This window comes from Pseudomonas multiresinivorans, from assembly GCF_012971725.1.
GTDB lineage: Bacteria > Pseudomonadota > Gammaproteobacteria > Pseudomonadales > Pseudomonadaceae > Pseudomonas > Pseudomonas multiresinivorans.
The window spans coordinates 3,095,773-3,115,827 of sequence record NZ_CP048833.1 but is presented as its reverse complement, the minus strand read 5'-3'; the positions used below and the strand labels follow the sequence as shown (position 1 = coordinate 3,115,827).

Annotated in this window: 21 protein-coding genes; 14 read left to right on the top strand and 7 right to left on the bottom strand. The window is 67.4% G+C overall.

What is annotated here, in order from left to right:
- The first annotated feature begins 16 nt into the window (after nt 1-16).
- From G4G71_RS14150 to G4G71_RS14110, 9 genes are read left to right on the top strand one after another with little or no spacing between them, the layout of a single operon-like run.
- Complete coding sequence (locus tag G4G71_RS14150; RefSeq protein WP_169938537.1) at nt 17-1,039, top strand: fatty acid desaturase family protein; 1,023 nt, start codon at nt 17-19, stop codon at nt 1,037-1,039.
- Between the two features lie 2 nt (nt 1,040-1,041).
- On the top strand, nt 1,042-1,815 hold the full coding sequence (locus tag G4G71_RS14145) for an SDR family NAD(P)-dependent oxidoreductase (protein ID WP_169938535.1): 774 nt from the start codon (nt 1,042-1,044) through the stop codon (nt 1,813-1,815).
- Nucleotides 1,815-2,564, top strand: a complete 750-nt coding sequence (locus tag G4G71_RS14140; RefSeq protein ID WP_169938533.1) for an SDR family NAD(P)-dependent oxidoreductase — start codon at nt 1,815-1,817, stop codon at nt 2,562-2,564. Before G4G71_RS14145 ends, G4G71_RS14140 begins: the two co-directional genes overlap by 1 nt.
- Entirely contained in the window at nt 2,564-3,439 is an 876-nt protein-coding gene (locus G4G71_RS14135; protein ID WP_169938531.1) for a DMT family transporter, read from the top strand. Before G4G71_RS14140 ends, G4G71_RS14135 begins: the two co-directional genes overlap by 1 nt.
- Entirely contained in the window at nt 3,436-4,200 is a 765-nt protein-coding gene (locus G4G71_RS14130; RefSeq protein ID WP_024764738.1) for a creatininase, read from the top strand. Before G4G71_RS14135 ends, G4G71_RS14130 begins: the two co-directional genes overlap by 4 nt.
- Before the next feature lie 23 nt (nt 4,201-4,223).
- The gene (locus G4G71_RS14125) at nt 4,224-4,835 is read left to right on the top strand and encodes a cysteine hydrolase family protein (protein WP_169942665.1); all 612 of its coding nucleotides are present in this window, start codon (nt 4,224-4,226) and stop codon (nt 4,833-4,835) included.
- Nucleotides 4,823-5,587 (top strand): hypothetical protein, encoded by a 765-nt coding sequence (locus G4G71_RS14120; protein WP_169938529.1) that lies wholly within the window; start codon nt 4,823-4,825, stop codon nt 5,585-5,587. The genes G4G71_RS14125 and G4G71_RS14120 overlap by 13 nt, the downstream gene beginning before the upstream one ends.
- The gene (locus G4G71_RS14115) at nt 5,584-6,414 is read left to right on the top strand and encodes an ABC transporter permease (protein WP_169938527.1); all 831 of its coding nucleotides are present in this window, start codon (nt 5,584-5,586) and stop codon (nt 6,412-6,414) included. The genes G4G71_RS14120 and G4G71_RS14115 overlap by 4 nt, the downstream gene beginning before the upstream one ends.
- A 5-nt stretch (nt 6,415-6,419) precedes the next feature.
- Nucleotides 6,420-7,265 (top strand): ABC transporter ATP-binding protein, encoded by an 846-nt coding sequence (locus G4G71_RS14110; protein WP_169938525.1) that lies wholly within the window; start codon nt 6,420-6,422, stop codon nt 7,263-7,265.
- A gap of 201 nt (nt 7,266-7,466) precedes the next feature.
- On the opposite strand, the gene putA is transcribed toward G4G71_RS14110, so the two are convergent.
- Complete coding sequence (gene putA / locus G4G71_RS14105; RefSeq protein ID WP_169938523.1) at nt 7,467-11,402, bottom strand: trifunctional transcriptional regulator/proline dehydrogenase/L-glutamate gamma-semialdehyde dehydrogenase; 3,936 nt, start codon at nt 11,400-11,402, stop codon at nt 7,467-7,469.
- Between the two features lie 299 nt (nt 11,403-11,701).
- Entirely contained in the window at nt 11,702-12,037 is a 336-nt protein-coding gene (locus G4G71_RS14100; protein WP_169938521.1) for a winged helix-turn-helix transcriptional regulator, read from the bottom strand.
- A gap of 110 nt (nt 12,038-12,147) precedes the next feature.
- Between G4G71_RS14100 and gstA the strand changes: the two genes are divergently transcribed.
- Together gstA and G4G71_RS14090 are read left to right on the top strand one after the other, a co-directional pair.
- On the top strand, nt 12,148-12,765 hold the full coding sequence (gstA, locus tag G4G71_RS14095; RefSeq protein ID WP_169938519.1) for a glutathione transferase GstA: 618 nt from the start codon (nt 12,148-12,150) through the stop codon (nt 12,763-12,765).
- Between the two features lie 131 nt (nt 12,766-12,896).
- Nucleotides 12,897-13,301: a hypothetical protein gene (locus tag G4G71_RS14090; RefSeq protein ID WP_169938516.1), complete on the top strand. Its 405-nt coding sequence runs from the start codon at nt 12,897-12,899 to the stop codon at nt 13,299-13,301.
- Nucleotides 13,302-13,322: 21 nt separating this feature from the next.
- Here the strand turns inward: G4G71_RS14090 and G4G71_RS14085 are convergent, their stop codons facing one another.
- Nucleotides 13,323-13,772, bottom strand: a complete 450-nt coding sequence (locus G4G71_RS14085; protein ID WP_401031499.1) for an N-acetyltransferase — start codon at nt 13,770-13,772, stop codon at nt 13,323-13,325.
- Between the two features lie 377 nt (nt 13,773-14,149).
- On the opposite strand from G4G71_RS14085, the gene G4G71_RS14080 reads away from it, so the two are divergent.
- Nucleotides 14,150-14,467, top strand: coding sequence for an ElaB/YgaM/YqjD family protein (locus tag G4G71_RS14080; RefSeq protein WP_169938514.1), 318 nt, complete (start codon nt 14,150-14,152; stop codon nt 14,465-14,467).
- A 76-nt stretch (nt 14,468-14,543) separates the two neighbouring features.
- On the opposite strand, the gene G4G71_RS14075 is transcribed toward G4G71_RS14080, so the two are convergent.
- Nucleotides 14,544-14,774: a hypothetical protein gene (locus tag G4G71_RS14075; protein WP_024764727.1), complete on the bottom strand. Its 231-nt coding sequence runs from the start codon at nt 14,772-14,774 to the stop codon at nt 14,544-14,546.
- Nucleotides 14,775-15,176: 402 nt separating this feature from the next.
- Here G4G71_RS14075 and G4G71_RS14070 point away from each other — a divergent pair, with 402 nt between their 5' ends.
- Together G4G71_RS14070 and G4G71_RS14065 are read left to right on the top strand one after the other, a co-directional pair.
- On the top strand, nt 15,177-15,554 hold the full coding sequence (locus G4G71_RS14070) for a DUF3509 domain-containing protein (RefSeq protein ID WP_169938512.1): 378 nt from the start codon (nt 15,177-15,179) through the stop codon (nt 15,552-15,554).
- Nucleotides 15,555-15,556: 2 nt separating this feature from the next.
- Nucleotides 15,557-15,709: a hypothetical protein gene (locus G4G71_RS14065; RefSeq protein ID WP_169938510.1), complete on the top strand. Its 153-nt coding sequence runs from the start codon at nt 15,557-15,559 to the stop codon at nt 15,707-15,709.
- 163 nt (nt 15,710-15,872) lie between these two features.
- Here G4G71_RS14065 and G4G71_RS14060 read toward each other — a convergent pair whose 3' ends face one another.
- The 3 genes from G4G71_RS14060 to G4G71_RS14050 form a co-directional block, all read right to left on the bottom strand.
- Nucleotides 15,873-17,483, bottom strand: a complete 1,611-nt coding sequence (locus G4G71_RS14060) for an arylsulfatase (protein WP_169938508.1) — start codon at nt 17,481-17,483, stop codon at nt 15,873-15,875.
- A 111-nt stretch (nt 17,484-17,594) separates the two neighbouring features.
- A complete protein-coding gene (locus G4G71_RS14055) occupies nt 17,595-18,422 on the bottom strand; it encodes an ABC transporter ATP-binding protein (protein ID WP_169938506.1) in 828 nt (275 codons plus the stop codon).
- On the bottom strand, nt 18,419-20,035 hold the full coding sequence (locus tag G4G71_RS14050) for an ABC transporter permease (RefSeq protein ID WP_240964924.1): 1,617 nt from the start codon (nt 20,033-20,035) through the stop codon (nt 18,419-18,421). The genes G4G71_RS14055 and G4G71_RS14050 overlap by 4 nt, the downstream gene beginning before the upstream one ends.
- Between the last annotated feature and the right edge of the window lie 20 nt (nt 20,036-20,055).

Here is a 20,055-nt window from a genome sequence, read left to right as displayed (position 1 = left end):
GCTCACGGAGGTATCCATGTCCGCGTCCCTGTACCGCTACGCCGATGGCCGACTGCCCAACAGCCTGGCCCTGGCCTATGCCTTTGGCGGCTATGCCGCCGGCTTCGCCCTGCTGTTCGCCGACAACTGGCTGCTCAACGCCGCCGGCACCCTGCTGCTGGGCCACGCGATGATCGTCGCGGCCTACCTGATCCACGAATTCGCCCACGGCACCATTTTCGCCAAGCCGGCGCACAACACCTGGGCCGGCGAGGCCTGCAGCTGGCTCTGTGGCAGTTGCTACGCCGGCTTCCAGGACCTGCGCCGCAAGCACATGCGCCACCACGTCGACCGCGCCGACGTGATCACCTTCGACACCAAGGCCTTCCTCGCCCGCTGCCCGCGGTGGGCCCGCAGCCTGGTACTGGCCGCGGAATGGGCCTACGTGCCGGCGGTGGAGCTGATCATGCATTACTACGTGATCCTGCTGCCCTTCATCACCGACAACCCGCGCCATCGCGCCAACCGCCGCCGGGTGGCGCTGACCCTGCTGGTACGCGGCGCACTGTTCGCCCTGGTGGCGGCAGTTTCGCTGAAGGCGCTGGTGCTGTACTTCGTCGCCTGGACGCTGATGATCATCGTGCTGCGCTTCACCGACGCCTACCAGCACACCTACGACGCCTTCGCGGTATTGGAGGACGGCGGCAAGATCCCCGACGACAAGTCTCGCGACCGCACTTACGAGCAGATGAACACCTACTCCAACGTGGTCTCGGTGCGCTGGCCGGTGCTCGACCTGCTGCTGCTCAACTTCGCCTACCACAACGCCCACCACGAGAAGCCCGTGGCGCCCTGGTACCGCCTGCGCAAACTGCACCACGAGCTGTATGGCGACGGCTACGCCCAGGTTCTGCCGATGCACCTGCTGTTCAAGGGCTTCCATCGGCACCGCTTGCGCCGCGTGGTCGACGACCACTACGGCGAGGTGGCGCCCGAGGGCAAGGACCGCGCCGACGGCTTCTACGGCGCCGTGGGCGTCTCCTTCCTGACGGCGGTCTGAGCATGATCGACTACCGGGGCAAACGCGTGCTCATCACCGGTGCCGGAAGCGGCATCGGTAAGGGCCTGGCGCGGGCATTCGCCGAACAGGGCGCGACACTGGAGCTGTTGGACCGCAACGCCGCTGCCTTGGCGGCAGTTGTCGACGACTTGGCAGCGCTGTGCGATGTGCGCAGCCACGCCCTGGACCTGGGCGACAGCGCGGCCATCGCTGCTTTCGCCGCAGGTCGCGAAGACACGCCGCTGGACGTGCTGATCAACAATGCCGGCGTGGAATACGCCACGCCGCTGGACGACCCGGATGGCGAAGCGGACAGCCGCTGGCAGGCGTTGCTGGACAACAACGTCGCCTCGATGCTGCGCCTGACCCGCGCCCTGCTGCCGAGCCTCAAGGCCGGCAGCAGCGTAATCAACCAGGCTTCGATCTGGGGCCTGAAGGGCGTGCCGGGCTTTTCCGCCTATGTCGCCAGCAAGCACGCGGTGATCGGCCTGACTCGCTCGCTGGCTTGGGAGCTCGGGCCACGGCGTATCCGCGTCAACGCCGTGTGTCCCGGCTGGATCGCCACCGAGGCGGCCATGCGCTCGCTCGCGGTGATGGCCGCCGCCAATGGGCGCAGCGAAACCGAGGAACTGGCGCAGATACTCGCCGCCCAGGCAGTGCCCGAACTGCTGACGCCGGCGGACCTGGCCGGCACCTTCCTGTTCCTCGGCAGCCCGCTGGCCACCGCCCTCACCGGCCAGGCGCTGTCGGTCAGCCATGGCGAGGTCATGCATTGATGAAACCGCTCGAAGGACAGACCGCGCTGGTCACCGGCGCCACCCAGGGTATCGGCCGCGCCATCGCCCTGGCGCTGGCGGGAGCCGGTGCGACGGTATGGATCAACCACCTCGACCAACCCGAAGCCGCCACCGCACTGGTGGCGAGCATCACCGCCTCGGGCGGACGGGCCTACGCGGTGCAAGCTGACGTTTCCGCGCCGCAGCAGGTCGAGACCCTGTTCGCCCGCGTGCTTGCCGAGGGCGACCTGCACATCCTGGTGAACAATGCCGGGATCATCCTGGAGAAACCTTTTCTCGACACCAGCGAGGACGACTGGGCCGCGCTGCTCGGCGTCGACCTCACGGCGGTCTATCGCTGCTGCCGCCACGCCCTGGCGCACATGCAGGCGCGCGAGGATGGCTGCGTGGTCAATATCGCCTCGGAACTTGGCCAGCTCGGCCGCGAGCGTTACGCCGCCTATTGCGCGGCCAAGGCCGGAGTGATCGGCCTGACCAAGGCGCTGGCCCGCGAGTTCGCCCCGCACATCCGCATCAACGGCGTGGCGCCGGGGCCGGTGGACACGCCGATGGTCTCGGTGGAGCACATGAGCGAAGCGATGATCGCCCGCGAAACGGCGATTCCCGCCGGTCGCCTGGGCAAGCCCGAGGAAATCGCGGCGGCCGTGCTGTTCCTCGTCTCGCCCGAAGCCAGTTTCTTCCACGGCCAGATGCTCGGCGCCAATGGCGGCGCCTGGATGGGCGCGTGATGCGCGCGGAGGTCGTCCTGCTGCTCGGCGCCAGCCTCTGGGGCCTGGGCTGGATACCCCTGGCGCACTTCGCCGGCCAGGGCCTGTCCGGCATGCCGGTGGTGCTCTGCACCTACGGGCTGCTCAGCCTCGTCGCCATTCCGCTGGTACTGCGCCAGCGCCGGCAATGGTGGCCACAACGCAATGCCCTGCTGGCTATCTGCATGTTCGGCGGCTGGGCCACGGCGGGGCTGGTGGCGGCGCTGTCCGAGGGCGACGTGGTGCGCGCCATGCTGCTGTTCTATCTGGCGCCGGTATGGGGTCTGATCGGCGGCCGAGTGCTGTTCGGCGAACGCCTCACCCCGCCACGCCTCGGCGCGCTACTACTGGCCATGTGCGGCATCGCTCTGACCCTGGGCGTCAGCCGCGAAACCTTCCGCCCGCTGGGCGCCAGCGACTGGCTGGCGCTCTCCGCCGGCTTTGCCTTCGCCCTGAACAACCTGGCCACCCGCGCCGCCGAGCAGGTGCCGCTGACCAGCAAGGCGGTGGTCGGCTTCATCGGCAGCGCCGTGCTGGGCGGGTTGTTCTGCTGGCTGCAAGGCACACCTCTACCGGCCGTAGACGCGCAGCAATGGCTGCAACTGGCCGCCTTCGGCCTGTTCTGGCTGGCCGCCATGGGCGCGGCGCAATACGGCTTCAGCCATGTCGAGGCGAGCCGCGCTGCGGTGCTGGTGGTGATCGAACTGCTGGTGGCGGTGCTCACCGCCGCCTGGATCGGCGAGCGCGAGCTGGGCATGCGCGAATGGCTCGGCGGCTCGCTGGTACTGGCCGCGGCACTGATCGCCGCGCGCCCTTCACCCGAACCTTCCCCCACTCTCTGCGAGGCCGAATCATGACTGTCCGGATGGACCAGCTCAGCTGGGTCGAGTACGCGCGCCGGGTGCGCGAGCAATCCCCCGTGGTATTCCTGCCCTGCGGCGCCACCGAGCAGCACGGCCCGCACCTGCCGCTGGGCACCGACGCGCTGCTGGCCAGCGCGCTGTGCGAAGACGTCGCCCGGCAGGTCGACGGGCTGGTCGCGCCCGCGCTCTCCTATGGCTACAAGTCGCAGCCCAAGTGCGGCGGCGGCCAGCATTTCTGCGGCACCACCAGCCTCGACGGGCAGACGCTGATTGCGCTGGTCCGCGACGCCGTGCGCGAGTTCGCCCGCCACGGCGTGACCCGCCTGGTATTGGTGGACGGCCATTACGAGAACCAATGGTTCGTCACCGAAGGCATCCAGCTCGCGCTGCGCGAACTGGGGCCTTCCAGCCCGCTGGAAGTGATGCGCCTGGAGCACTGGGATTTCTGCAGCGAGACCACTCTGAATGACGTCTTCCCCGACGGCTTCCCCGGCTTCGCCCTGGAGCACGCGGCGGTGATCGAGACCTCGCTGATGCTGCACTACCTGCCCAACCTCGTGCGCCTGGACCTGATCCCCGACGACGGCCCCGCCGACTTCCCGCCCTACGACATGTACCCCAGCCGCACCGAGTGGGTGCCGCCGTCGGGCGTGCTCTCCTCGGCGCGCGGCTCCAGCGCCGACAAGGGCCTGCGTATGGCCCGCGACATCGTTGGCGGCATCGCCCAGGCCGTGCGCAAGGAGTTCCGCCTGTGAGCACCGCCCTGATCGTCATCGACATGCAGCGCGACTTCTGCGCCCCCGGCGGCTACGCCGATCAGGCCGGGCTGGACATCGACCGCCTGCGCGCGCCGATTCCGGCCATCTCCCGGCTGCTGGACAGCGCCCGCAGCCTTGGCCTGCTGGTGGTGCATACCCGCGAAGGCCATCGCGCCGATCTCAGCGACCTGCACGCCAGCAAGCGCCACCGCGCCGAGTTCGCCGGTGCGCCGATCGGCCACCAGGGTCCGCTGGGCCGCCTGCTGGTGCGCGGCGAGTACGGCCACGACCTGATCGATGAACTGCGCCCGCTGACCGGCGAACCGGTGATCGACAAGCCCGGCTACAGCGCCTTCGCCTACACCGACCTGGACCTGCTGCTGCGCAGCCGCGGCATCGGCCACCTGGTGCTGTGCGGGGTGACCACCGAAGTGTGCGTTTCCTCCACCCTGCGCGCGGCGGTGGAACTGGGCTATGCCTGTACTCTGGTGAGCGATGCCTGCGGCTCGCCCAGTGCCGAACTGCACGCTGCCGCCCTGGCGATGGTCGAGGTGGAAGGCGGCCTGTTCGGCCGGGTGCTGGACAGCCGGAGCGTACTCGTCGAATGGGAGGAAAACGCATGCCTGGCCTGAATGTTTCCCCGGTGCCGCCCGCCTACCTCGGCGTCTGGCAACGCACCCTGCTGACCACCACGGCGGGCGTCCGCGACACCAGCACCCGCGTCTACTGGCTGCAGACCGAGCGCCTGTTCGCCGACCTGCGCATTCCCCTGCCCGCGCCTCAATCACCCAGCGCAATGGCCGCCCAGGCGGGATTCGCCGGTATCACCGAGATCACCGGCGACATTTGCCAGTGGCACCGGGCAATCGACTTCCAGCCACCCAATGGCGGCGAGGACATCGGGCGGATGCACTTCGAAAGCAGCGAAAAAGTGCTGGAAGACGGCCTGGATGGCAGCTACCACGAAGTCTGGGAGCGCCTGCCGGAATCCATCGGGCGCAATCGCGGCGTGTGGTTAAGCGCCGCAGATGGCCGCCAGGGTTGCCTGCTGCTGGCCGGCGACTGTTTCCTGTTCGCCGCCGGCCGCCGCCAGGCATTGCCGATGGCCGACTCACTGGCCGCCCTGCTGGACAGCGACCACCCGGAGTTGCTGGATTTCGAGCTGTCGTTCGGGCGCCACCACGGCGGTGAAACGCCCTGGAAGATCGAACTGTCCACCCTGCCCTCCCGCATCGGCGCCGACCTGCTGTCCTCCACAGTCGATCCGGACCACCCCGAACTGCTGGCCGACGCCACCTGGCTGAACAGCCTCGGCGCCACGCCGCCCGTCGGTGGCTGGCAACCCTGCGAACTGCCCCTGCTCCCCGAGGAGGTGACGCCATGACCGCCCACCAACCCCTGCCGCGCCCACTGGCGCAACCTGCCCGCCAGCACTGGTGGGTGATTCGCGGCGACCTGCCGCGCGGCGCCTTCTGGGCATTGGCCAGCGCAGGCCTGCTGCTGCCCGTGGTGCTCTGGTGGGCCTGCGGCGCCTTGGGGCTGACCAACCCGATGTTCTTCCCCAGCCCCGACGCCGTGCTCGCACGCCTGGGCCACTGGTGGAGCGACGAAGGCCTGGTCGGCGATATCGCCATCAGCGTCTACCGGGTCATGGGCGGCTTCCTCGCCTCGGCGGTGATCGCCCTTCCCATCGGCCTGTACATCGGCACCTATCGCCCGGTGCAGGCGTTCCTCGAACCGCTCACCGACTTCATCCGCTACATGCCGGCGGTGGCGTTCATCCCGCTGGTGATGCTCTGGGTCGGCATCGACGAAGGCTCCAAGGTGCTGATCATCTTCATCGGCACCTTCTTCCAGATGGTGCTGATGGTCGCCGAGGACGTGCGCCGGGTGCCCATGGCGCAGATCGAGGCGGCGCAGACCATGGGCGCCAGCCGCGCGGAAATCATCAAGCTGGTGGTACTGCCCTCGGCGCGCCCGGCGCTGCTCGACACCCTGCGCATCACCTGCGGCTGGGCCTGGACCTACCTGGTGGTGGCCGAACTGGTGGCCGCCAACTCGGGCCTCGGCTACGCCATCCTCAAGGCGCAGCGCTACATGCAGACCGACAAGATCTTCGCCGGCATCCTGCTGATCGGCGTCATCGGCCTGCTCACCGACCAGGCATTCCGCTGGCTCGGCCGGGCGGCCTTCCCCTGGATGAAGAGGTAACCGGCATGAGCCAGAGCAAGATCGCCATCCGCCACGTCGACAAGGTCTTCAGCAGCCAGGGCCGCCATGTGCAGGCACTGCAGGACATCAACCTGGATATCCGCGCCAACGAGTTCGTCACCTTCGTTGGCGCCTCGGGCTGCGGCAAGTCCACCCTGCTGCGCAGCATCGGCGGGCTGGAGCGCCACAGCGGCGGCGAAATCCTCGTCGACGGCCGCGCCGTGGACGGCCCCGGCATCGACCGCGCCATGGTCTTCCAGCACTACAGCCTGTACCCATGGCTGCGGGTAATGGAGAACATCAAGTTCTGCCGCCGGCTCAAGGTGGTCTCCGACACCGTGCGCGGCGACGCGGACATAGAAGTGGCCAGCGGCCGCGCCGACGCGCTGCTCAACCTGATGGGCCTGTCGGCCTTCGCCCAGGCCTACCCCAGCCAGTTGTCCGGCGGCATGCAGCAACGCGTGGCGATTGCCCGCGCGCTGATGCCCAAGCCACAGATACTGCTGATGGACGAGCCCTTCGGCGCGCTGGACGCGCAAACCCGCGAGGTCATGCACGACCTGATCCGCCACGTGCACCGGCTGGAGAACAGCACCATCCTGTTCGTCACCCACGACGTCGACGAGGCGATCTATCTGGGTGGTCGCGTGGTGCTGATGGCGCCGCGTCCCGGACGCATCGACAGCGTCTACGAGGTGCCGCTGCCCGCCGAGCGGAATCAGGACATGAAGATGGCTCCGGAATTCATCGCCCTGAAGAAGCAGATCCTCGCGCGTATCCGCGAGACCTCGGGCATGAGTACCGACCTGGAACTGCTGGAGCAACTGACCCGCACCGCGGCGCCGGCCTGAAACCCAGGGAAAGGAAGCGGCGGAGCGGGTAGCTCCGCCGTTGTGCCGGGCACGAAGCCCGAAACGGTTTGCGCCGAAGGCGCGAGGGGAACGGTCTGCCGGGAGCGGATAGCCCCACCCGAAAGGCTGGCAGGCCGGATGGCCGCAGGCGCGGCCGAAAGCTTGCCGCAAGCGCCCGGTGAGGCGCTTGCGGCATCGACGTCAGCCGATGGTCATCAGGCTGGCGTTGCCACCGGCGGCAGCGGTGTTGACGCTCAGCGCGCGTTCGATCAGCAGGCGCTCCAGCGGGATATCGGTTTCCCCGCGGTTCAGCCCCGTCACGCCGACGATGGCGCCCTTGCGCTGCGAAGCCAGTTCACACACTGCGCGCAGCTGATCGGAATCGCCGTGGTGCAGGATGGCGTCGAACACCTTGTCGGTCGTGCTCCAGTCGGCGACCAGCTCGATGCGCTGGGCGACTTCCTTCGGCAGTTCCTTCACCACGGCGGCATTGGCCTCAGCGACCAGCGCACGGCTACCCACCACGAGCACTGCGGCCAGCTGCGTGAGCAGGTCGGAGCGGTCTTCGGCCAGGCACAGCACGTGCTCGCGCGGCAGCAGGGTGTAGCTGTTGCGCTCGCCGGTCGGGCCGGTCAGCACCTGCTGGGTGAAGCTCTGCGAGAGAGCGACATAGCCGGCCAGTTGCGCCGCCAGGGCGGTGTCCTTCTGCGCCCACTGGGCGAGTGCTTCCAGGGCCTTCTCGGCATCCTTCGGACGCGGCAGCGCCTGCGCGCCGTCACCCTTGAGCTGGTTGGCCACCGCCTCCTGCGGGCGGGTCGAGAGCAGGCGGTACAGGTACAGCGGGCCGCCGGCCTTGGGACCGGTACCGGACAGGCCTTCACCGCCGAAGGGCTGCACGCCGACCACGGCGCCAACCACGTTGCGGTTGACGTACAGGTTGCCGACGTGGGCGCTGCCCACGACCTGGGCGATGGTCTCGTCGATGCGGGTGTGCACGCCCAGGGTCAGGCCGTAGCCGGATTCGTTGATCTGCGCGAGCAGCTGGTCCAGCTCGGCACGCTCGTAACGCACCACGTGCAGCACCGGGCCGAAGATTTCGCGCTTGAGCTCGCTGAAGCTCTCCAGCTCGATCAGGGTCGGCACGACGAAGGTGCCGCGCTTGATTTCCTCGGCATCCACGCGGGCGCTCTGGAATACCTTGCGGCCTTTGTCGCGCATCACCTGGATGTGCTTGTCGATATTGCCCTTGGCTTCCTCGTCGATCACCGGGCCGATGTCGGTGTGCAGGCGCTCCGGCGCACCGACGCGGTACTCGGCCATGGCGCCCTTGAGCATGGCGATCACGCGGTCGGCAGCGTCTTCCTGCACACACAGCACGCGCAGCGCGGAGCAGCGCTGGCCGGCACTGTCGAAGGCGGAGTTGACCACGTCCACCACCACCTGCTCGGCCAGCGCCGAGGAGTCGACGATCATCGCGTTGAGGCCACCAGTTTCGGCGATCAGCGGGATAGTACGGCCCTGGGCGTCGAGGCGCCCGGCGATGTTGCGCTGGAGGATGCCGGCCACTTCGGTGGAACCGGTGAACATCACGCCACGCACGCGCTCGTCGCCCACCAGGCGGGCACCGACGGTTTCGCCACGGCCCGGCAGCAGTTGCACGGCACCGGCGGGTACGCCGGCTTCGAGCAGGATGCGCACGGCTTGCGCGGCGATCAGCGGGGTCTGCTCGGCGGGCTTGGCCAGCACGGTGTTGCCGGCGGCCAGAGCGGCGGCTACCTGGCCGCTGAAGATCGCCAGCGGGAAGTTCCACGGGCTGATGCAGACCACCGGGCCCAGCGGGCGGTGGCTGTCGTTGGCGAAGTGGGTGCTGGCCTGGGCGCCGTAGTAGCGCAGGAAGTCGACGGCCTCGCGCACTTCGGCGATGGCGTTGGCGAAGGTCTTGCCCGACTCGCGCACCAGCACGCCCATCAGCGACTGGATCTCGCCCTCCATCAGGTCGGCGGCGCGCATCAGGATGGCGCCGCGTTCGGACGGCTGGGTCGATTGCCAGATCTGCGCGCTGGACAGCGCGCCGAGGATGGCATTGTTCACGTCGGCTTCGCTGGCTTCACGCACGTGGCCTACGACGTCGCGCAGGTCGGCCGGGTTGCGCACCGGTTGCGCTTCGCCCGGCGCCGCATCGGCCAGACCGAGGATCGGCTCGGCGACGTAGGCATGGTTGGTGCTCGACAGCAGTGCCGAGGACAGCGAACCCAGCCGGTGTTCGTTGGCCAGGTCGATGCCGGCGGAGTTCAGGCGGGCATCGCCATAAAGATCGCGCGGCAGCGGAATGCGCGGGTGCGGCAAGCCCAGGGTACCTTCCTGCGCAGCCATCTGCTCAACCTGCAGCACCGGGTCCAGTACCAGGTCCTTCAGCGAAATGCTGTGGTCGGCGATGCGGTTGACGAAGGAGGTGTTGGCGCCGTTTTCCAGCAGGCGGCGCACCAGGTACGCCAGCAGCGTTTCGTGGCTGCCCACCGGTGCGTAGATGCGGCACGGGCGGTTGAACTTGCCGACGGCAATCTTGCCCACGACCTGCTCGTACAGCGGCTCGCCCATGCCGTGCAGGCACTGGAACTCGTACTGGCCCGGGTAGTAGTTCTGCCCGGCGAGCTGGTAGATGGCCGACAGCGAGTGGGCGTTGTGGGTGGCGAACTGCGGGTAGATGGCTTCCGGCACGGCCAGCAGCTTGCGCGCGCAGGCCAGGTAGGAAACGTCGGTGTACGGCTTGCGGGTGTAGACCGGGTAGCCTTCCAGGCCGTTGACCTGGGCCAGCTTGATCTCGCTGTCCCAGTAGGCGCCCTTCACCAGGCGGATCATCAGACGGTGGCGGCTGCGCTTGGCCAGGTCGATCACGTAGTCGATCACGTACGGGCAGCGCTTCTGGTAGGCCTGGATGACGAAGCCAATACCGTTCCAGCCTGCCAGCGACGGCTCGAAGCACAGGCGCTCGAGCAGGTCGAGGGAGATTTCCAGGCGGTCGGCTTCCTCGGCGTCGATGTTGATGCCGATGTCGTAGTCGCGGGCCATTTTCACCAGGCCAAGCACGGTCGGGTACAGCTCGTCCATCACGCGGTCGTACTGGGCGCGGCTGTAGCGCGGGTGCAGCGCCGAGAGCTTGATCGAGATACCCGGGCCTTCGTAGATGCCACGGCCATGGGAGGCCTTGCCGATGGCATGGATGGCCTGCTCGTAGGACGCCAGGTAGTGACGGGCGTCTTCCTCGGTCAGCGCGGCTTCACCGAGCATGTCGTAGGAGTAGCGGAAGCCCTTGGACTCCATGCTGGCCGCGTTGGCCAGGGCTTCGGCGATGGTCTCGCCGGTGACGAACTGTTCGCCCATCAGGCGCATGGCCATGTCCACGCCCTTGCGGATCAGCGGCTCGCCGGACTTGCCGATGATGCGGTTGAGCGCCGAGGACATGCCGGTCTCGGTGTGGGTCGAGACCAGCTTGCCGGTGATCAGCAGGCCCCAGGAAGCGGCGTTGACGAACATCGACGGGCTCTGGCCCAGGTGCTGGCTCCAGTTGCCGTTGCTGATCTTGTCGCGGATCAGCGCATCACGGGTGGCCTTGTCCGGGATGCGCAGCAGCGCCTCGGCCAGGCACATCAGCGCCACGCCCTCCTGGGAAGACAGCGAGAACTCCTGCAGCAAGCCTTGCACCAGACCCTGGCGGCCACCGGCGTTCTTCTGGTTACGCAGCTTCTCGGCGATGCCCAACGCCATCTTGTTGGCGGCGCCAGCCTGCTCTTTGGGCAGGCGGGCCAAGTCCAGCAGCATCGGCAGCGCTTCGGTTTCCGGGCGGCGATAGGCGGCGGTGATGGCCGCGCGCAGCACCGACTGCGGCAGGATGCTCTCGGCGAAATCGAGGAAAACCTGCAACCCTTGTTCGTTCAGCGAATCCAGCGACTCATCGCCCGCCGCCGCAGCCAGGCCGGATTGCTCGGCCGGGGTGAGGCCGCCTTCCACCTGCTCCAGGTAGGAGAAGATGGCCTGCTTGATCAGCCAGTGCGGGGTACGGTCGAGTTGCTGGGCAGCCAGCTTGAGGCGCTCGCGGGTGGCGTCGTCGAGCTTCACGCCAAGGGTGGTGGTGGCCATGGGGCTTCCTGTTGTTAGAAGGTGTGCCTGAAAACGGCGCAAGGTTATACCGCCGAATTACAAGGTGCAACCAGGTGCAACCCAATAAAAACAAGCCTTTGGTCGTACGCGCGAATCCGGTGCAACCGGTGACATTTCCCACACCCGGCGCTACCAAACGGAGCACACCAACGGCCTCGCCCGGCTGCAACCCGCGAGGGCCGGCCGGACGGCAGGTAGAAAGCAGTGTTCGTGCCAGCGCTGGAAAAGGTGCAACCCGTAGTATTCCCGCAGCTCAGTTGCAGGAGCACTCCATCTGGCTATACAGCCTCCTGCGCCTCCGGCCTTGCCTTGAGCCACAGACCGAAGGTCTTCACCACCTCCACCACCGGCCGCAGCCGCTCGCCGTCGGCGCTCAGGCAATACTCGACGCGGGGCGGAACCTCGGGGTAGACGGTGCGGATCACCAGCCCTGCCTCTTCCAGCGCACGCAGTTCGGCGGTGAGCACCCGCTGGGAAATCTCCGGCATGTCGCGGCGCAACTCGTTGAAGCGCTTGCTGCCATCGAGCAGGTACGACACCAGCAACAGGCGCCAGCGGCCGCCAATCACACGCATGGCTTCTTCGACCGAGCAGCCCGAAACGTTCTTCTTCATCTGTCCTTCCCGGTAACCTTTTTGTGCCCAAGCCACAAAAAAGTGCGTTCTTACGTGCCGCATCGGGGTCGGGAATACTGGCGGCCCACTTCAAACCAGGGCCCGACCCGATGAAACTCTACTTCGCCCCCAACGCCTGCTCTCTCGCGGCGCACATCGTTCTGCGCGAGCTGGGCCTGCCGTTCTCGCTGGTGCGCGTGAACAACCGGACCAAGCGCACCGCCGATGGCCAGGACTTCTACCGCATCAATCCGAAGGGCTATGTAGCGGCGCTGCAGCTGGAAGACGGCACTGTGCTGACCGAGGGCGCGGCGATTCTACAGTACCTCGCCGACCTGCAACCCGATGCGGGCCTCGCACCCGCCAACGGCACGCTTGCGCGCACGCACCTTCAGGCGCAGCTGAACTTCATCGGCAGCGAACTGCACGCGGGGATGAGCCCGCTGTTCGATAGCGAGATCCCCGATCCGGTGAAGGACCTTCTTCGCTCGAAACTGGCCCGGCGCCTGGGTTACCTGGAACAGGTGCTGGCAGCGAACGGCCAGGTTGCCGGTGACAGCTTCAGCATTGCCGATGCGTACCTGTTCACCGTGCTGGGCTGGTCCGAACAGCTGAAGGTCGACCTGGGCGCTTATCCGGCGATCCGCCGCTTCCGCCAGGCGGTCGGAACACGCCCGGCGGTGATCGAGGCGTTGCGCGCCGAAGCAGAGATGCCGGCTGTCGCCTGAGGTGCCCAACCGTGCAACCGCTCGGCGGAAAATCCGCCGAGCCATCGCGCAAGCCGCACCTTCCGTGGTCCATCACACTAGCCCGGCCCGCCATGCGCCGGGATTTGTGCATTGAGCCCAGGAGAAACCGGATGAGCGCTGACCCTGAGAGTTTCGCCGACACCTACCAGAACGCCCTGGTGGCAGTGGCCCTGCCTGCCTTCGCACGTGCCAGCGAATTCGCCCGCCGGCATGGCCTGGAATGCAGCGTGGAATTGCTGGATGGCCGCCGCGACCTGCCGGAGCTGAGCCTGAAGGTACGCAACTCCTGCCGCACCACCGAATGCATCTGCCGCATCAGCGCCGACCCGCAGACCCAGCGTCTCTGCCATGAGAACCGCTGCGGGGAAACCGACGCCGATGTGAAGCAGGTGATCGGCTCTATCGCCTCACTCAACGAACTGGTGCTGGACACCCGCCTCCTGGAGTTCTTCCAGAGCGCATTCGCCCTGCACCTGGACTATGCGTCCAGCCGGCACGCCAGCAGTTTCTGGTAGCCCGCGGCGCACCTCTCCCGCCTAGCACCCGCAGGAAATCGCCCGCGCCGTCCAGCCCATGAGGGTTTCAGGGTGGCCGGTGTGCTCGTCCTGCCGCTCCTCCAGCACGACGAAGCCGTGCCGCTGGTAGAAGGCCACGGCGCCGGAATTGTTGGAGTAGACCGCCAGCTCCAGCATCGGCAGGTGGATCTTGGCGTCACTCAGCAGGACCGAGCCGATGCCCTTGCCCTGGCATTCCGGGGCGACGAACAAGGCCGCCAGTGCGCCTTCATGCAGGCTGTAGAAACCGCAGATGCAGCCATCGTTCTCGACGACCCGCGAGGCAGCGGCCGGCAGGTAGATCTCCCGCATGTCCTGCAGGCGTTCACGCCAGAAGTCGGCGTGAATGAAGTCGTGAGCCTGCTGCGAAGCTCGCAGCCAGATATCCAGCACCCGGTCCATGTCGTCGTTGCGAAAGTCGCGGATCATCATCGGCTGCAATCCCCCGGTTCGTTGAAGTGCTCGTGGCGTGGCGGGCGGCATCCTCGCACAAGGGATCATCGCTGCGCGCCCCCACGCACTGCCGCCAATTGTCGCACCTGCTCGCACCCGTTTCGCCGTGACCCGATGCCTGCAAGCGCCTCCTGCACTCAAGCACGCCGGGCGCCAACCGTCAGGTTCCACTCATCAGAATCAGTGAACGGCTGGCGAGCGTCGGACTCTTCCGAATGGCTCCGCCAATTGGCGAAAGCGCGAGGTAGCGCGTCCGGGGCTCGACGCATGCGGTGCCGGAATACTGTCGAGCAGCACAGCGAAGCCGAACGCCCCCTCCGCGCCCCTTCCACCCCGAACAGACAAGGAGACACCCCATGGGCAGCTATCGATGGTTCCCCTCCAGCCGCACCAGCGGCGTGCAGGAACTGCAATCACTGGTCGATGACCTGGAAAGCCTGCTGGTCAGCGGCCGGGACCTGACGGCCGACCAGCTCCCGGCGTTCAAGGCGAAATTGCGCGATCTGGTGGACCAGAGCCGGGAGACCAGTGAACACCTGATCCACCGCAGTCGCCGGGCCATCCGTGCCGGCAGCGAATATGCCGGCGAACATCCCTGGCAGACGGCGGCAATACTGGCCGCAGCCGCAGGCCTGCTGGCTGCGGCCTGCGCCTTGAGCCGCAATCATCATTGATGCCCGAGCGGTGGTCAGCGGCCCGCTCGCTCGCCACCGCGCGCCGGTCCCGATGCTCAAGCAGGCGTGACGTCCGCTACGAATCGATGAAACTGTCGATCAGCTCCAGGCCCAGGCTGCGGACGCGTCCGGCGCTGCTCAACTCATCGCCGTGGATGCCGACCACGGTGACACAGGGCATATCCGCCAACTGGCTGCCGAAGCGGATCGAATAGCGGCCGCCTGCCTCCCGGAAGCAGGAGAAATCGAACAGCGGATAGGCTTCGTGGAGAACCGCTTCCACATCCAGGCGTCGCAACTGCGTCATGGCCACCTCCTCTCCTCTGGCTGAACCCTGCCTGCCCGAGCGCCTGAGAGAAATGCTGGCGATTGGCCCAGGCACCAAAGGCTCACCGGCCATGGCGGGCGGAGCGCCAGCCATGGCAAGCGGTACTGGCGGCCGAATACACACTTCAAATCGATGCGGGTTTCAGACGGAAGGCGTGCCGAGCTAAAGGGCGGGCGATGCGCCGGGCCGTGCATTTTCCAGCCCCCTGCTGGTGCGCTCTTGCATCCTGCAAATGACCATTGGCCAGTATGCGCTGGGCATTTGCAGCAATAACAACCTGTTAAGCGGATGAAACAGCTTTCCCCGGCCTGGCATGGCTGATGCGAGGTTCCTGGCTCAGGCCGGCGCTCCGGCCTCTGCCAACCACCGGGAGGGAAAGACATGTCCAGTTGCCGCAATGCCGCCATCGAGCACCTGAGCCACCTGTTCAGTGACTACCGTCCCCAATTCGCCACCAGGCCCGACGGTACGCTGCTGATCAACCTGCGCAATGCCGCGGGCAAGCGCCTCATCTCTCGGGTCATCCAGCAGGAAGAGCAATCCAGCGCCGTGCTGCTGAACAACCTGGTGGAGCGCATCCGCCGCGACCTGATGACCGTGGAAGGGCCGCTGGACGAGGACAACGTCGACTGGTTCCTCAAGCGCATCGAGTTGCAGACCTTCGTCCCCGTCAACCCGACCCACCGGCCGCGCAAGGTGGTGGTGGCCGGTGTACGCCTGCGCGCCCTTGCCGACAAACAGGCCCGGCAAGCGAGGTGAGCATGAAAAACCCCGTGGATATCCCCGACCCCGATCCGCAAGTGACCCGCGAGGAGTCACTGGAGGAATGGGTGGACATCGAACCGGAGGACAGCCGGCAGGAACCCCACCTGTCCGCCGCCCACCAGGACGGCCTCAAGGATGGGCCCGCATGAGCGAGCAAGATACAGCAGCGAAGTGACCAGCCCGGCTCGAAGCGCATGCCGGTGCCGCCGTCAGTCCGAGCAGTCGGGCGGCTACCGGCTTTTCGTGCCGTATGCGTTTCAACGCCCCCTCCCGCCAGACCGCAGGCAGGAAAGGGCGCTGGGGTGCCGACCTTCAGCGCGCCAGAAACGGCGGCGGCGCGTCGATCACACCGGTCTCGTTGACGTACTGCTTGTAGTGTTCGATCAGCGCCTCCAGGCGCGCAGGCTCGCTCTTGGCGAGGTCCCGCGTCTCGCCCGGGTCGTTGGCCAGATCGTAGAGCTGCCAGGTGGCCGGGCCGACCGGCGCCGGCAGGTACACCGCCTTCCAGTCGCCCTGGCGGATGGCGCGCATGCCGAACAGCTCCCAGCCGGTGACGGTCTTCTCGTCGTGGGCCTGTTCGGTCTCGCCGGAGAGCCAGCCCAGCCAGGACTTGCCGCGCACTTCGGCGACCTCGCGGCCGTGCCAGTGCTTGCCCGGATGGCGCACGCCGGCCAGGTCGAGGATGGTCGGGGTGATGTCCATCACGGTGGAGAACGAGTGGCTGACCTCGCCCTGGCGTTTCAGCGCCGGGTAGCGCACCAGCGCCGGCACTCGGATGCCGCCCTCGGTGGTAAAGGCCTTGTACAGCCGCGACGGTGCGGTGGCTGCCTGGGCCCAGCGCGGGCCATACCAGATGTAGGAGTTGGCGCGGCCGATGTTTTCCAGGCTGTTGTCGTAGTGCTGGTCGAGGAAGCTCAGCAGGTCCGGGCCGAAGCGCGGGAAGGCCTCCAGCAACGCACCTTCGGCGCCGTTATCGGACATGAACAGGACGAAGGTATTGTCCAGCTCGCCCTGCTGGCGCAGGTACTCGACGACGCGACCGACGTTCCAGTCCAGGCGCTCCACCATCGCCGCGTAGACCTCCATGGCGCGCGCCGATTTCGCTTTCTCCTCGTCGCTCAGGCGCGCCCACTCCTTGCTGATCGCCAGTACCGGATGCGCCTGCACGTCGGCGTCGATCAGGCCCAGCTGCTTGAGCCGCTCCAGGCGCTCCAGGCGCAGCGCCTCGGGGCCGGCGTCGTAGCGGCCCCGGTACTTGTCGACCACCTCCTTGGGTGCCTGCAACGGCCAGTGCGGCGCGGAAAACGGCAGGTAGGCGAAGAACGGCCGGTTCTGGTCGCGCTCCTTGAGATAGTCGATCAGCTTGTCGCCGAAGGCGTCGGAGGAATAGAAGTCCGCCGGCAGTTCCTCGATGAACTGGTCGTCCTCGACGTACAGGGCCGGCGTGCCCTTGAGGATGCGCGGCGTGGTCTCATCGTACGGCGGCTCGAAGCCGTAGTGGTTGGCGGCGCCCGGCAACAACGAGAAGGAACGCTCGAAGCCGCGCGCATGGGGCGCCTGTTCGAGCTTCAGGCCCAGGTGCCATTTGCCGGACAGCAGCGTCTGGTAGCCGGCCTCGCGCAGCAGTTCGGGCAGCGCCACGACGCGGTCGTTCAGGTAACCCTCGTAGCCCGGCTTGCCTTCCAGCTCCGGCGTCAGCGCCTCGGCCATGGTGCCGATGCCGGCAATGTGGTGGTCGGTGCCGGTGAGCAGCATCGAGCGCGTCGGCGAGCAGGTCGGCGCGGTGTGGAAATCGGTCAGGCGCAGGCCTTCGAGGGCCAGCGCGTCCAGGTGTGGCGTGGCGATCTCGCCACCAAAGGCGCCGAGGTCGGAGAAGCCGAGGTCGTCGGCGACGATGACGAGGAAGTTGGGGCGTTTGCTCATGGTCGGGCTCGGTAGGTGGGTGTTCTATGTAGGAGCGAGCTTGCTCGCGAAGAAACCCCGCTGCGGGGCGATTCGCGAGCAAGCTCGCTCCTACAGGGTTTGGTGTTTGGATCAGCAGGCAATGAACTCGAACGGCAGGTCTTCCACCCGCTTGAGCTGCGGCGCGACGTAGTCGCCCTCTCCCGTCAGCTCGTGCAGCAGCGCCTCGCGCTGGCGCAGGAAGTCGTAGCCGCCGCGCTCGCGCGGGTGCTCCAGCGGCACCTCGACGATGCGCTTGATCCGCCCCGGCCGCGGAGCCATCACCACCACGCGGTCGGCGAGGAACAGCGCCTCTTCCACGTCGTGGGTCACCAGCACAGTGGTGATGCGTTCGCGCTGGCGAATACGCTGCAGTTCCTCCTGCAGTTGCTGGCGAGTCAGCGCATCCAGGGCGCCGAATGGCTCATCCAGCAGCAGGATGCGCGGGCTGGCCACCAGCCCGCGAGCGATGGCCACGCGCTGCGCCATGCCGCCGGAGAGTTGGTGCGGGTAGGCTCGAGCGAAGGCCGTCAGGCCCACCAGCTGGAGATAATCGGCGACCCTGGCAGCCTTGCCGGTCTCGCTCAGCGGTTCGTTGACCAGACCGAGGGCGACGTTCTGCTCCACGGTCAGCCAGGGGAACAGACGGTGCTCCTGGAACACGATGCCGCGCTCCCCGCCGATGCCATCGATGGGTGTGCCGTCGATGCGGATCTCGCCCTGGAACTCGCGGTCGAGCCCCACCAGCAGGCGCAGCAAGGTGGACTTGCCGCAACCGCTGGCACCGACGATGGCGATGAACTCGCCGTGGGCGATCTCCAGGTCGAAGCGCTCGATGGCCTGCAGCTCGCGGCCGTCCACGGGGAAGCTCTTGGCGACCTGGCGAAAGCTCACCAGGGCCGGGGAAGCGAATGCGTTCATGCGTGTCTCCAGCGCGTCACCCGCGCTTCGATGCGCTGGCCGACGGCAGCCAGCAGAGCTCCGGTCAGGCCCACCAGCAACATGCCGGCGCCGACCAGGTCCATGCGGAAGAGTTGTTGCGCGCCGATCATCAGGCTGCCGATACCGCCGTCCGAGGGCATGAAGTACTCGGCGCCGATGGTGCCGAGCCAGGCGTAGATCAGCGCCAGGCGCACCCCGGCGAACACCGAAGGCGCGGCGCCGGGCAGCACCAGTCGGCGCAGCCGTTGCCAGGGCGACAGGCGCAGCGCGATGGCCGCCTCGGTCAGTTGCGCCGGCAGGCTGGCGATGCCGCGCTGGGTCGCCAGCAGCAGCGGAAAGAACGCGGCCAGGCCGACGAACACCACCTTGGCCAGCTCGCCCAGCCCGAACCAGGCGGTGAGCAGCGGCACCCAGGCGAAGATTGCCACTTGCCGCAGCGCCGCGAAGGACGGGCCGAGCAGCCGCTCCGCCGGGCGCCACAGGCCAAGCCCGAGGCCGAACAGGAAGCCCAGCGAGCCACCCAGCAGCAATCCGGCGAGCGTGCGTTGCAGGCTGGCGAACAGTGCAGTGGTCAGGCTGTTGTCCAGCAGCCCATCCCACAGCGCGACGGCCACCGCCGCGGGGCTGGCGAGGATCGCCGGATCGACCCACTGCCCCGCGCTCGCTGCTTGCCAGATAGCCAGCAGGCCAAGCGGCAACAGCCACGGCTGCAGAAATTGCCACCCCTGCCCTGCGCCGCTGCGACGGAGCGCTCCCCGGCGGAGCTCCCCGGCGGCCTGCTGCGGCCAGTGCACCAGGCGCCGGTCCAGGGCCTGGATACCTCTGTCCATCGCCGCGCCGACCAGACCGATGACCAGGATGCAGACGAACACGATGTCGAGCATGAACAGCTGCCGCGCCTGCACCATCAGGTAGCCGATGCCTTCGCTGGAAGCCAGCAGCTCTACGGCCAGCAGTGAGGTCCAGCCTTGCGCCAGCGCCAGGCGCACACCGGTAAGGAACGCGGGAAGCGCCGCCGGCAGGATCAACCGCCACAGCAGCAGGTGGCGCGGCAGGCGCAGCACGGCGGCGGCCTCGCGCAGGCGCGGCTGGGCATCGCGCACGCCGACGAGGGTGTGCAGCGTCACCGGCACGATAATGGCCTTGATCAGCACCACCAGCTTGAGCAACTCGCCAATGCCGAAGAACAGCATGAACAACGGAATCCAGGCCAGGGTCGGGACCTGCGCCAGGGCACTGAAGGTGGGCAGCACCAGGCGCTCGGCAAGGCGGCTGAAGCCGAGCCAGGCGCCCAGTGCGAGCCCGCTGAAAATGCCAGCCAGCAGACCCCAGGCGAGGCGCTTGAGGCTGACGCCCAACTGCTGCCACAGCTCGCCGGCGAGCAGCTCGCGGCCGGCCTGGAGGACCAGTTCCGGTGTCGGCAGAATCTGCGCGGACATCCAGTGGCGATGGCTGGCGATCCACCAGAGGACGCCTAGGGTCAGCGGCAACAACCACGGCAAGCCGGCCTGGAGCCAGTGCCAGGACGGCCGCGAGAACCCCAGGCGCGGCGGGGGAAGAGCAAGGCGATAGGGCTTCGATATATTCTTCATTGGAATATTAATAGTATTTT

Bases quoted from the DNA above. Each gene is read 5' to 3' on its own strand.
- G4G71_RS14150 (WP_169938537.1), top strand. From the start codon at position 17: ATGTCCGCGTCCCTGTACCGCTACGCCGATGGCCGACTGCCCAACAGC.
- G4G71_RS14145 (WP_169938535.1), top strand. From the start codon at position 1,042: ATGATCGACTACCGGGGCAAACGCGTGCTCATCACCGGTGCCGGAAGC.
- G4G71_RS14140 (WP_169938533.1), top strand. From the start codon at position 1,815: ATGAAACCGCTCGAAGGACAGACCGCGCTGGTCACCGGCGCCACCCAG.
- G4G71_RS14135 (WP_169938531.1), top strand. From the start codon at position 2,564: ATGCGCGCGGAGGTCGTCCTGCTGCTCGGCGCCAGCCTCTGGGGCCTG.
- G4G71_RS14130 (WP_024764738.1), top strand. From the start codon at position 3,436: ATGACTGTCCGGATGGACCAGCTCAGCTGGGTCGAGTACGCGCGCCGG.
- G4G71_RS14125 (WP_169942665.1), top strand. From the start codon at position 4,224: ATGCAGCGCGACTTCTGCGCCCCCGGCGGCTACGCCGATCAGGCCGGG.
- G4G71_RS14120 (WP_169938529.1), top strand. From the start codon at position 4,823: ATGCCTGGCCTGAATGTTTCCCCGGTGCCGCCCGCCTACCTCGGCGTC.
- G4G71_RS14115 (WP_169938527.1), top strand. From the start codon at position 5,584: ATGACCGCCCACCAACCCCTGCCGCGCCCACTGGCGCAACCTGCCCGC.
- G4G71_RS14110 (WP_169938525.1), top strand. From the start codon at position 6,420: ATGAGCCAGAGCAAGATCGCCATCCGCCACGTCGACAAGGTCTTCAGC.
- putA (WP_169938523.1), bottom strand. From the start codon at position 11,402: ATGGCCACCACCACCCTTGGCGTGAAGCTCGACGACGCCACCCGCGAG.
- G4G71_RS14100 (WP_169938521.1), bottom strand. From the start codon at position 12,037: ATGAAGAAGAACGTTTCGGGCTGCTCGGTCGAAGAAGCCATGCGTGTG.
- gstA (WP_169938519.1), top strand. From the start codon at position 12,148: ATGAAACTCTACTTCGCCCCCAACGCCTGCTCTCTCGCGGCGCACATC.
- G4G71_RS14090 (WP_169938516.1), top strand. From the start codon at position 12,897: ATGAGCGCTGACCCTGAGAGTTTCGCCGACACCTACCAGAACGCCCTG.
- G4G71_RS14085 (WP_401031499.1), bottom strand. From the start codon at position 13,772: ATGATGATCCGCGACTTTCGCAACGACGACATGGACCGGGTGCTGGAT.
- G4G71_RS14080 (WP_169938514.1), top strand. From the start codon at position 14,150: ATGGGCAGCTATCGATGGTTCCCCTCCAGCCGCACCAGCGGCGTGCAG.
- G4G71_RS14075 (WP_024764727.1), bottom strand. From the start codon at position 14,774: ATGACGCAGTTGCGACGCCTGGATGTGGAAGCGGTTCTCCACGAAGCC.
- G4G71_RS14070 (WP_169938512.1), top strand. From the start codon at position 15,177: ATGTCCAGTTGCCGCAATGCCGCCATCGAGCACCTGAGCCACCTGTTC.
- G4G71_RS14065 (WP_169938510.1), top strand. From the start codon at position 15,557: ATGAAAAACCCCGTGGATATCCCCGACCCCGATCCGCAAGTGACCCGC.
- G4G71_RS14060 (WP_169938508.1), bottom strand. From the start codon at position 17,483: ATGAGCAAACGCCCCAACTTCCTCGTCATCGTCGCCGACGACCTCGGC.
- G4G71_RS14055 (WP_169938506.1), bottom strand. From the start codon at position 18,422: ATGAACGCATTCGCTTCCCCGGCCCTGGTGAGCTTTCGCCAGGTCGCC.
- G4G71_RS14050 (WP_240964924.1), bottom strand. From the start codon at position 20,035: ATGAAGAATATATCGAAGCCCTATCGCCTTGCTCTTCCCCCGCCGCGC.